The 11075-nt window shown below is 66.5% G+C and carries 9 protein-coding genes; 1 reads left to right on the forward strand and 8 read right to left on the reverse strand.

Features of this window, described 5'->3' with window-relative positions; translation table 11 throughout:
- Positions 1-119 precede the first annotated feature (119 nt).
- Positions 120-1349: a cytochrome P450 gene (locus NA12_RS06630; protein ID WP_067447054.1), complete on the reverse strand. Its 1230-nt coding sequence runs from the start codon at positions 1347-1349 to the stop codon at positions 120-122.
- 168 nt (positions 1350-1517) lie between these two features.
- On the opposite strand from NA12_RS06630, the gene NA12_RS06635 reads away from it, so the two are divergent.
- Positions 1518-2303, forward strand: coding sequence for an SDR family oxidoreductase (locus NA12_RS06635; protein WP_067447056.1), 786 nt, complete (start codon positions 1518-1520; stop codon positions 2301-2303).
- Between the two features lie 115 nt (positions 2304-2418).
- Here the strand turns inward: NA12_RS06635 and NA12_RS06640 are convergent, their stop codons facing one another.
- The 7 genes from NA12_RS06640 to NA12_RS06670 all read right to left on the reverse strand — a co-directional run bounded on the left by NA12_RS06640 (position 2419) and on the right by NA12_RS06670 (position 11075).
- Entirely contained in the window at positions 2419-4086 is a 1668-nt protein-coding gene (locus NA12_RS06640) for an acyl-CoA synthetase (RefSeq protein ID WP_067447058.1), read from the reverse strand.
- Between the two features lie 75 nt (positions 4087-4161).
- Positions 4162-5613 (reverse strand): coniferyl aldehyde dehydrogenase, encoded by a 1452-nt coding sequence (locus NA12_RS06645; protein ID WP_067447628.1) that lies wholly within the window; start codon positions 5611-5613, stop codon positions 4162-4164.
- Between the two features lie 214 nt (positions 5614-5827).
- Positions 5828-6496, reverse strand: a complete 669-nt coding sequence (locus NA12_RS06650; protein WP_067447060.1) for an Rv1363c family protein — start codon at positions 6494-6496, stop codon at positions 5828-5830.
- A 10-nt stretch (positions 6497-6506) separates the two neighbouring features.
- Positions 6507-7814 (reverse strand): MlaD family protein, encoded by a 1308-nt coding sequence (locus tag NA12_RS06655; RefSeq protein ID WP_067447062.1) that lies wholly within the window; start codon positions 7812-7814, stop codon positions 6507-6509.
- The gene (locus NA12_RS06660; protein WP_067447064.1) at positions 7811-8920 is read right to left on the reverse strand and encodes an MlaD family protein; all 1110 of its coding nucleotides are present in this window, start codon (positions 8918-8920) and stop codon (positions 7811-7813) included. The genes NA12_RS06655 and NA12_RS06660 overlap by 4 nt, the downstream gene beginning before the upstream one ends.
- Positions 8917-10023 (reverse strand): MCE family protein, encoded by a 1107-nt coding sequence (locus tag NA12_RS06665; protein WP_132369886.1) that lies wholly within the window; start codon positions 10021-10023, stop codon positions 8917-8919. Before NA12_RS06665 ends, NA12_RS06660 begins: the two co-directional genes overlap by 4 nt.
- A complete protein-coding gene (locus NA12_RS06670; protein ID WP_084472398.1) occupies positions 10020-11075 on the reverse strand; it encodes an MCE family protein in 1056 nt (351 codons plus the stop codon). The genes NA12_RS06665 and NA12_RS06670 overlap by 4 nt, the downstream gene beginning before the upstream one ends.

Raw genomic sequence — 11075 nt, forward strand, 5'->3', positions numbered from 1 at the left:
AACCTCTGCGTTCCGGTCGCACCCTTCGGTGCGGCCTCGTGTGTATTCCGATGAATTTCGAGTCGTGTTCTGTGCGCACGGCGCCGGTATCGGCGGCTACGCGCAGCACAGGTATTCGGTCAGTCGATGGTGAAACGGATCGGCAAATGCTTCAACCCACCCACGAACGTCGTCGCCGTCAACTCCGGCTCCCCCGCCAACTCGATCGACCGCAAACGCGGCAACAACTCCCCCAAGAACTTACTGATCTCCATCCGCGCCAACCCCGCACCCAAACAAAAATGCACACCATAACCGAACGCCACGTGCTTGTTCGGCTCACGCCCGATATCGAACCGGAACGGATCTTCGAAAACATCCTCATCACGATTCGCCGAAGCGTAGGACAGCAACAACGAATCCCCCGCCGGGATTGCGACCCCGTTGACGACCGAGTCCTCAGCAGCGGTTCGCATGAACGCCTTCACCGGCGTCACCCACCGAATGATCTCTTCGACAGCACCCGGCATCAGCCCCGGATCAGCCCGCAAACGATCCAACTGATCAGGATGCTCGATCAGCGCCCGCACACCACCCGAAATACTGCTACTCGTCGTATCGTGGCCCGCCGTCGCGATAATCGCGTAATACGACACAATGTCCACATCCGACAAAGGTTCGCCGTCGATCTTCGCGTTCGCGATCATCGACGCCAGATCATCGGTCGGGTTCGCCCGCCGCGATTCGGTCAGCGCCTGGAAGAAGGTGAACATCTCGACCAACGCGTTCATCGCCTCGTCCGGCGGCGTCGACCGCTTCAACTCGTCGTCGTCACTACCGACCAATTCCTGAGTCAACTTCAACATCAACGGAAAATCCGACTCCGGCACCCCGAGCAACGACATGATCACATACAGCGGGAAATTCACCGCGATCTCGGACACGAAATCACACTCACCCCCGGTGTCTCGCATCCGATCCACATATCGCTTCGCGAGCTCCTCGATCCGCTCACCCATCGCCTTCATCGCCTTGGGCGCGAACCACTCCGCCGCGATCGCCCGCACCACACGGTGCTGCGGGTCGTCCATATGGATCAGCGTCCGAATCCCCACGGCGGCTTGCATCTCATCGGACTCCGCCGTCATCAACACCGGACGCGGCCAGTTCGTGAACCGACGATTCGCCCGCTCCACCGCCATCACATCCGCGTGCTTGGTGATCGCCCAGAACGGTTTGTATCCCGCCACTTCCACGCGCGCGACCGGCTTGTCCGCCCGCAACGCGGCCAATGCGGCATGCAAGCGCGGCTCGTCGGCGTAGGCGGCAGGTTCGGCCAGAACGTTCGCGGCCTCATCAACGATCGGCATTCCTATCAGCACCTTTTCCGTTCCTCGGCCGGCATCCCGGCACTCGCCCCAGCCCACACACAGAGCGTGCCGAGGACGTTGTCTCGCCCACAAGACTGATTTATAGTTACCCTTACTGTCAAGCTTTCTGTAACAGATGCCGTATCGGGCATCAGAACGGTGGAACCCATGGTCGCCCAGCAGCGCAGGATCGTCGTCGTCGGAGCAGGGTCCGGCATCGGAGCGGCGACCGCGACGCACTTCCACGAGCGGGGAGACCACGTCCTCGCGGTCGACCTGAACGCGAACGACACGCCCGCCAGTCAGCACGAACAGTGCGATCTGCGCGATGCGGGCGAGATCGCGGCCCTGCTGGGGCGCATCGGGGCGGACTGGGACGCGCTGGCCTACGTCGCGGGCGTGCCCGGCACCGCGCCCGTGGCCGATGTCCTCGGGGTGAACTATCTCGGTATGCGGTTGTTCACCATCGGCATGCTGCCGCTGTTGCGCCAGGGCGGCGCGATCGTCACCGTGGCCTCGGTCGCCGCCCTCGGCTGGGAGCAGCGAATCAACGATCTCGCGGGCCTGCTGGCGGCCGGCGATGCCGATACCGTGGCGCAGTGGCAGGCGACGCAGGACCCCGCCTACCCCGTCTACAGCACGTCGAAGCAGGCATCGATCATCTTCACCAAGCGCCTGGCCCCCGCCGCCTGGCAGAAGTTCGGCGTCCGGGTCAACTCCGTCAGCCCCGGCCCCACCGAGACCCCGATTCTCACCGACTTCGAAGCGTCGATGGGCAAGGAAGTGCTCGACTCGGTCAAGGCCACCATCGGCAGGCACGCCGGCGTGGCCGACATCGTTCCCGTGATCGCGTTCCTCGCCAGTCCTGAATCCCGTTGGGTCAACGCCCAAGACATTCACGTCGACGGTGGATTCGTTGCCCCGCTGACCGTCGGTCCGGCCATCGAACTCTGACCCGTCGCACCTGTGCGGCACCACGCGTCGTGGTGCCGCACAGGCGGTGGAGCCCGAATATCGTGCCGAAACCTCGGACGCCACAACGAGATCGGTGCCGTCCGAGGTCGTTCGATCAGAGTTCGGTGACCTGTTCACGCGCCCAGCGATAGTCCGCTTTCCCGGCCGGGCTACGGCTGATCGCGGAACGGAAGACCACGGCCTTGGGCAGTTTGTAGCGGGCGAGCGACTGCGCGGCGTGACCTACCAGCTCGGCGAAATCGGCGGTCGCGTCGGGCACGAGTTCCACGACCGCGACAACCTCTTGACCCCATCGCTCGTTCGGACGCCCGACCACCAGCACGTCGGCGACCGCGGGATGGGAGACGATCGCCGACTCGACTTCCTCGGCGAAGATCTTCTCACCGCCGGAGTTGATGGTGACGGCATCGCGACCGAGCAGTTCGATCGTGCCGTTCTCGAGGTGGCGCGCACGATCACCGGGCAGCACGAAACGCACGCCGTCGATGACAGGGAACGTCGCCGCGGTCTTGGCCGCGTCGTCCTTGTAGCCGAGCGGGGTGAACTGACGCTTCGCGAGCCAGCCGAGACCGTCATGGCCGGCTTCCAGAACGGTGCTGAAATCCTCGGCGACGACCCTGGTGTCCAGGCCCGCCGAGAATGTTCCGGTCGAGACGAAGCCCGCCGCCGAGACATGATGCAACTGGGTTCCGGTTTCCGACGACCCGACGCCGTCGAGCACCACCAAACCCGGCACCGCCTCGATCCACTGCTGCTTGAGCTGCGGAGTGAGCACCGCGCCACCGTTGGCGATTGCCGCCAGCGAGGAGACATCGGCGGTCTTCGATTCCACCGCGGCGAGCAGCGGCCTGGCCATGGCATCACCCACCACGATGGCGATCGCGACGCGTTCGCGTTCGATCGTCCGCACGATCTCCGCGCCATCGATCCGATCCACCACCGGGGAGAACACAATGGATTGACCGGTCGTCATGGCGGTGAGCACCGCCCACTGCGCCGCACCGTGGATCAGCGGCGGCAACAGCATGAGTTTGACGCCGGGATTCGCCGCCGCGCGCGCGCCGATCTCCTCGTAGGAACTCACCTGCGTACCGGTGTTGATGTCGCGCCCGCCGCAGGCCGCCATGTAGATGTCGTGCTGGCGCCACAGCACGCCCTTCGGCATCCCTGTGGTGCCACCGGTGTAGAGCACGTAGAGATCATCCGGCGAGGGTGTCACCGGCAGGTCCACCGGTTCCGTCGCGGCGATGATCGTTTCGTAATCGACGGCCCCGTCGAGCAATTCGTTGCCGGATTCGTCGGCGATCTGGATGAGGACGCGCAGGTGCGGCAGATCGGACCGGATCTCGGCCACGCGCGGCGCGAAGGTCGCGTGATAGACCAGCGCGGTGGCGCCTGCGTCGGCCAGCAGGTGCTGGAGTTCGCTCTTGACGTAGCGGTAGTTCACATTGAAAGGCGCCACGCGCGCGCGAAACGCCCCGATCAAACTCTCGACGTACTCGTTGCCGTTGTAGGCGTAGATGCCGAGCAGGTCCTGGCCGACCTCGTGGGGTTCGAGCTCGGAACGCTCGGTGTGACACCCCAGCCCCTGAGCATGCAGGTAGGCCGCGAGCCGACGAGACCGTTCGGCCACTTGCGCGTAGGTGTGCCGGTGGTCGCCCTGGATGATGATGTCGCGATCCGGGAGCGCCGCGGCGGCGGCGTCGGCGGCGCCGACAAGAGTCAATTGCGTCGAGTCGGACCCGGTCGCGGAAGGGGACAACGTAACTCCTCGATAATCGGTGGCGCGCTCACGCACGCCCGTAAGTTGTGGTGGAAGAAGGTGGAGACGGGCGTCTCAGCTGGTCGGCTCACGTCGCGGCAGGCGTCCACGCACTCGACGTCCCGTCCGCCAGCGCGCGGCCCGCAGCGCCAGATCGATGAATTGCACCGTTCGACGATCAAAGGGCGGCGCCGCGATCCCGGTGATGGCGAAGGGGAGATCGGTCCCCGCCACCGTGCGCAGGTGGCTGAACGTATCGAAACCGGTCTTCCCGTGATAGGCGCCCATCCCGCTGTTCCCGACACCGCCGAAGGGCGCGTTCTCGGAGAACATGTGGATCGCGAATTCGTTGCGCGCGATCCCGCCACTGCGGGTGCCGTCGACGAACTTGCGGAAGTCCTTGCGGTCGGGACCGAACCAGTAGGCGACCAAGGGCGAAGGCCGCGCGTTGATGTAGTCGATGACATCGGCGAGGTCGGTGTAGGGCTTGATCAACAGAACTGGACCGAAGACCTCTTCGTCAGCGATGCGCATGTCGTCGGTGACGTCACGGATCAGCGTCGGCGCGATCTTCCGCGCGACCGGATCGGGCAACTCCTCCCCCGCCGGTGCGAGTGATTCCACGCTGGCCCCGCGAGCGCGGGCATCCTCGATGAGTGCGACAACCCGCTCGTAGTTGGCGGTGTCGACCGAGGTCGTGTAGTCGTCGTTGGCCAGGATCGACGGGAACATGCCGCGCAATTCGGTGCGCAGGCTGTCGGTGAATTGCTCGATCCGGCTCGCCGGAACGAAAACATAGTCGGGACACACACAGACCTGGCCACCATTGACCATTCTGGCGCGCGCGATCCGATTCGCGGCCCGGTCGAAATCAGCGTCCGGCCCGACCACGATGGGATTCTTGCCGCCGAGTTCGAGGGTGACCGGAACCAGATTCTCGGCGGCGGCGCGCTGCACCAGCCGACCGACGCCAGTCGAACCGGTGAAGAACAGGTGGTCCAGCGGCAGTCGGGTGAACGCCGCGCCGATGTCGGGTCCGCCGGTCACCACCGCGAGTTCGTCCTGGTGGAAATAGCGCCCGGCCAGTGAACGGGTCAGTTCGGCGGTGTGCGCGGTGATCTCCGACATCTTGATCATCACGCGATTGCCCGCGGCGAACGCCGAAGCGGCGGGCACCACGACCAGTTGCAGCGGGAAGTTCCACGGGCCGATGATGCCGACCACCCCGAGGGGCGAGGGATGGATTTCGGTGCGGATGCCGTACAGCCGCGCGAGGCGGTTCGGCCGGATCGGACGCATCCAACGCTCGGTATGTGAGCGGGTGTGCTCGAACGCGGTGAGCATCCCCATGATCTCGGCGAACAGCATCCCGGTCCGCGATCGCGTCCCGAAATCGCGGGACATCGCCTCGACGAAGTCGTCGATATTGTCCAGGACCATGGCCAGCAGCCGGTCGATCCGGTCGCGCCGCACGGCCGCCGATGCCGGGCCCTCACGCAGGAATGCCTGGCGTTGCCGCTCCAGGATCGCGACCAGCTCATCCGGGTCTGTCGTTTCACCGGTTCGATCGGCCTTGTCCAACCCGACAACCTGTGACATCCGCGCCTCCGCACTCACATCGAACCCGCTGCCGCTCACACAGTTACACGTACAACAGATATCGTTCCAGTAATACCAACTGTAACAGTGTCACTCCTGCCCGCGTAGTGTTTGCGCGGGCTGGGCGTGACCAGCGGGCAGGTCAGGGCAGCGCCACCCGGCTCGCGAGCCAGCGACCATCGACGAGCTCCATCGTCATCATCACCCGGCTGCGGTCCACCCGAGGATCGGGCGAGGCCGTGTTGGTCACCGTCTGGTCGACGAACAGGATCGCCTCGACCTTCGTCGGGGTCGCCGACTTCACCGCCGCGTCGAGCACCGTCCCCTTGCCGGTCGCCTTGTTCTCCAGCAGCAGCTGACGCAACTGCCCGCTCGACCGCGTATAGGTGTCCTTGAACTCCCCCGTCGATCCATTGAGCACCGCGGTGAAATCGCGGTCGAGGTTGCCGGAGTCGACGCTGGTCAAGGTGACCGCGTACGCCCGCGCGGCGTCGAGTCCGGCCGCGGCCGCGGCATCGGTGTCGTTGTCCTGCTTCAGCTTCCAGCCGAGAATCGCCGCGGTGATCACGGCCACCACCGCCACCAGCACGAGCAGTGGGATGCGGATCTTCTTCCAGATCAATGCCACGATCATCCGACGGATCGCCCACTTGGACGGCATCACGAATTCGGGTTCGGCGGCCGGGGTCGTCGCGTCCGCGGCGGGCTCCGCGGCCTTGTCGGCGGACTGCACCTGGCTCGTCTCCATGGGGACCTCGGTGGTCGGCTCGTCAGCGGTCGGGCTATCGGCGGAGTCGGTCTTCTGGTTCATCTCGGATTCCTCATCGGGGTGGAGCGGGAACCGTCTGGCCGGACTCGGCCAGCGGCAACGGCAGGGGCAACGACCGGGGGCCGATCGGCGTGGGGTCGGCGGTGCGATCGGCCGGCTCGCCCGCGGGCGGACGGCCGGGCAGGCGTTCTCCCGGCGGGCGCGGCGCATTGTCCGCGCCGCGGACCAGGATCCCCGGATTGTCGTCCGGGCAGTACGTATAGAGATACGGTTCGGAATAGTCGCCCACCGACGGCGGCTTGCGCGGTAGGTCGTAGACGCAGGTGTAGCGCGGGTAAAGGCTGACCAGCCCCCAGAATCCGCCGTCGTGCATCACCGTCGCCAACGCGTCGAGGGCCGATCCGGCGCGCTGGGTCGGGAAGAAGAACTCCCGCATCGCCGGTACCCGGGTGTTCGTCACCTGGGCCACTGTCGAGAGGTTGGTCAACAACCCGACCATCGCGGCGGAATTGTCCGCCAGCACGGTGTCCAGGGCGGTGAGCGTCCCCGGTGCCGCGTCGAGGAACTCCGCGAAACCGCCGGTCTTAACCTCGACGCCACGCATGAAGTGCGCGGCGTCGGCGGAGAACCGTCGCAGCCCTGTCGATCCACCGCCCAGGGTCGAGAGCACGGTCTTGCTGTCGTGTATCAGTGCGACGGTCTGTGGGAGCACAGCATCCAGCGTCGATACCAGAAAGATCCCGCCGTCGAGGATGTCGGTGAGCTTGCGCGGCCCCTCCGGCCCGACGCCGAGCTCCGCGACCACGGAGGCGAGCTGGGCCGGATCCACCTGCGCCAAGCTCGAATCGAGCGTGCCGAGCATTTGCCACAGCGGTGTAGGTGTCGAGGTCTTGTCCGCGGAGATCTCCGCGCCGTCGCTCAGATACGGTCCGGTCGAGCGCGTGGGCCGGAAGTCGAGGAACTGCTCGCCGGCCGTGGACAAACTCGTCACGTCGACCGTACCGTCGGCGGGCACCCGGATATCGGCGTCGATGCCGGCCACCGCGACCACGCCGCCCGGCTCGAACTCGACCGAGCGGACTTCACCGATCGGCACACCCCGCAAGGTGACGTCCTGGCCGGGCAACAGCCCACCGGACTGGGTCAGATGCACCCGCACCGCGATCGTCGAGGCCGAGGGATCGAAGCCGAGCGCACCGAACACCAGATAGGTCGCACCGACGACCGCGACCAGCGCCAACGCCACCGCGGAGAGCGCGAGTCGATAGGGATGCCCCCCGCGCACCCCACCGACCAGCAGTCGCGCGGGCAGATCCGCTACCGCCGAGCCGAATGCGGCGAGCCCGCCGACGGCGCTCATCGGCCGGGTCCGAGGACGCGCTCGCGCAGTGCGAGCAGGGTGTAGGTGAGCGAACCGACCAGTGCCTGCCAATCGCTCGCGTCGGGTATCCGGTTGCCGGGATCGGCCTGATGGCCGGGGTCGGCGAGCGCCCCGATCGCGAAGTCCTGCAGGTCGACATTGCCGTGCGCCGACGTACCGCTGGAGAGCCTGATGATGGTCGGCAGCATGGCGTTCATCGCGGCCAGGCTCGCGTTCGGATTCAGGATGGCGTCGTTGAGCCCCGCGGAGATCCGGTCGAGATTCGCGATCAGCCCGCCGATCTCACCACCGCGAAGAACCGGGAACTTCGCCAGTGCGGTGCTCACATCGTCGACCTGCCGAACGAGTGCGAGCGCCTGCTGCGCGTTCGCCTCGATGACCGTGGACGCGGGGCCGGCCGCGCTGACGAACTCGTCGATCACGGTGCGGTTCGCGGCCAGTTCACTGACCAGCCGATCGGTTTCGGTCAGCGCGAGCCGGATGTCGTCGGATCGGGCGGCCAGGGCCGTGACCAGCTGGGTGGACTGATCCAGCAGCCCACCGAGGTTGTCGCCTCGATCACCGACCGCGCGCCCGAGTCCGTTCACGACGCTGGTCAGATTGCGGATCGCGCCGCCGTTGACCAGCAGCGAGGCTGTGGTGAGCAATTCCTCGACAGTCGCCGCCGCCGAGGTCTCCGCCAGCGCGATGGTATCTCCGTCGCGCAGGGCGGCGGTCGAGGGTGTGGCATCGAGCGGCGCGTCGAGCGCCACATAGACATCGCCGAGCGGGGTCGCGGTGCGCAGCTGCGCCCGAGTGCCGACCGGCAGCTCGACCTCGGCCCGAATGCGCAGCGCCACCTTGGCCCGATAGTCGGCGACCGACATCTCGGCCACCTCGCCGACATCGGCGCCCGCCAGCCGGACCTTCGCCTTCGCGGGCAGATTCAGCGCGTTCGCGAACGTCGCGTTGATCGTGTAGCCGGACTCGCCCGCCCCGGGTGCCGACAGCGGCAGGTCGTCGAGCCCGACGCCGCATCCGGTGGTCACCGTGACCACGGCGAGCGCCAGCGCCGCCATCGTCAACACGGAATTCCTGGTTCTCATCGAGGCAACCTACTCATCGCTTCCAACATGTCGGTGATACCGAAATCCGGTCCGAAATCCTGCAGAGTTCCTGTGCTGCAACCGAGTTGGCGCAACCCGAGGATGTTGCACACCTCCTTGACCATCTGCCCGTCGAAGGCGACCCGGTCCAGGAGCGCGTGAATGCGCGCACCGCCTGTCTCCTGGTCGACCGCGTTGTAGCCGTTGGCCAGCAACATCGGCGTCAGGTCGAGGAATTCGGCCAACTGGTCGCGGTAGTCGGCGAGCGCCTTGACGACGGTTCCCGTGTCGGCGACCGCGGTGCGCAACGGCTCCCGGTTGGCCATCAGCAGATCGTCGGCTTGGCGCATCACCGTGGTGATCTGCGCGCCGGTAGCGCCCGATCCGATCTCGAGCTGGGTCAACATCTCACCCAATTGCCCCGAGGCAGCCCCGAATTCACGGATTGTCTGATCACCGTCGGCGGCCGCCGCGACCAGCACCGACAGCTCCTGCGTGATCTGGGTGACCGCGTCTCGGGTCCCCGCTCCCGCGTCATCGCCCAGGCGCAGCGCCCGCGACAACTCGTCCATAGTCGCGCGCAGCTGCTGCCCGTTGCCGCCGGTCGCCGACGAGGCGACGGCGAGCATCCGTGCGATCGGTCCGTCACCGGGTTTCTCGCCGCCCAGCTCACCGGACAGGCCGTCGGCCATGGCCAGCAACCGATCCACGCCGACCGGTGTTCTGGTGCGCTCCACACCGAGTGTCGTACCGTCGCGCAGCGTTTCCCCGCCCCGGTACACGGGGGTGAACTCCACGTGCCGGTCGGTCAGGACCGAGGTCGACACCGTCACCGCCATCGCGTCCGCGGGAATCTTCGCTTCGCCGTCGACCCGCATGGTCACCTCTACGTAGGCTCCCCGCGGCACGATCGTGGTGACCTCACCGACCGGCATCCCGAGTATCGCGACCGTGTTGTCGACGTAGAGTCCCGCGGCGCTGTCGAAATGGGCCACCACCGTGATGTCGTCGGGTCCGCTCCGCATCGGCGCGCTCGCGCAACCGACGAACCCCAGGACCGCGAGCACCGTGGTGACCCGCGCCAGCTTCAACACTGTTCTCATCGACAATCTCCGAAATACTGTGGCAACTGGGCCAACTCGGCGTGTCCGCTCAGGGCGCACATCCACGAGTCGACGAGAACGCCGCCGGGCGCGTTGAAGTCCACCGAGTTTCCGTTGCCGGAGGCATTGGTCAGGTTGCGGACCGCGACGGGCAGGATCTGCAAGGTATTGCGCAGCAGGTCGTCGTGACGGGCGAGGCTGCCGAGCAGCCCGTTGAGTCCGGTGAGTAGCTGGTCGACATTCGCCCGATCGTCGACGACGATGCCGCGGACCTGCTCGACCAGCCGCGTCGTCGCCGACATCAGCAGCTCGATCGCCTGTCGCCGGGAAGCTATGTCGGTCAACAGGTCTCGACCCATACCGACGATCACCCCGACATCGGACCGCTGATCATTGACCATGGCGGTCAGCTCACGCACGCCGGTCAGCAGTGAACCCAATTCGCCGCGGCGGCTACCCAGAATGCTCGACAACGTCCTGATGTTGGTCAGCACGCCGGGAAGGACCGCGGGCACGCCGTCGAGCTGCGTGGCCAGGGTGTCGAGGGAGCGGCTGATCTGCGCGGCGTCGACCTGTTCGAAGGTGGTGGTGGCGTTCTCCAGCGACTGCTGAAGGTCATAGGGAACAGCGGTGTGCGACAGCATGATCCGGCGATCGCGCAGCTCGCCGGGACCGGCCGGGCGCACCTCGACATAGCGGGCGCCGAGCAGTGTGGTCAGTTTGATCGCGGCGGTGGTCTCGGCGCCGAGCGGTACGTCGTCGGCGATCCGTATCCGCACCACGACGCGGTCACCCACCAGCGTCTGGCCGGTCACCGCACCGACCTGGACGCCGGCGACCGTGACGCTGTCACCGACGCGCAGCCCGGCCGCCTGGGCGAACTCGGCCTCGTAGCTGCGCTCGCCGACACCGAGGCTGTTCCAGCCCAGCGCGCACGCCAGCAACACGACCAGTACGGCCAGCGCCACGAGCCCGAGCGCGCGCGGGCTCTGTTCTTCGATCGGCCGGGCGTACGAGACGCTGAGCCGCCGAATTCGAGTCGATAGTGTCAT

The organism is Nocardia alba NBRC 108234 (genome assembly GCF_001612665.1).
GTDB lineage: Bacteria > Actinomycetota > Actinomycetes > Mycobacteriales > Mycobacteriaceae > Nocardia > Nocardia alba.

What these genes read in the sequence shown, in the direction of transcription:
- NA12_RS06665 (WP_132369886.1), bottom strand. Translation starts at nt 10,023, where the DNA reads ATGAGAACAGTGTTGAAGCTGGCGCGGGTCACCACGGTGCTCGCGGTC.
- NA12_RS06660 (WP_067447064.1), bottom strand. Translation starts at nt 8,920, where the DNA reads ATGAGAACCAGGAATTCCGTGTTGACGATGGCGGCGCTGGCGCTCGCC.
- NA12_RS06650 (WP_067447060.1), bottom strand. Translation starts at nt 6,496, where the DNA reads ATGAACCAGAAGACCGACTCCGCCGATAGCCCGACCGCTGACGAGCCG.
- NA12_RS06635 (WP_067447056.1), top strand. Translation starts at nt 1,518, where the DNA reads ATGGTCGCCCAGCAGCGCAGGATCGTCGTCGTCGGAGCAGGGTCCGGC.
- NA12_RS06655 (WP_067447062.1), bottom strand. Translation starts at nt 7,814, where the DNA reads ATGAGCGCCGTCGGCGGGCTCGCCGCATTCGGCTCGGCGGTAGCGGAT.
- NA12_RS06670 (WP_084472398.1), bottom strand. Translation starts at nt 11,075, where the DNA reads ATGACACTATCGACTCGAATTCGGCGGCTCAGCGTCTCGTACGCCCGG.
- NA12_RS06630 (WP_067447054.1), bottom strand. Translation starts at nt 1,349, where the DNA reads ATGCCGATCGTTGATGAGGCCGCGAACGTTCTGGCCGAACCTGCCGCC.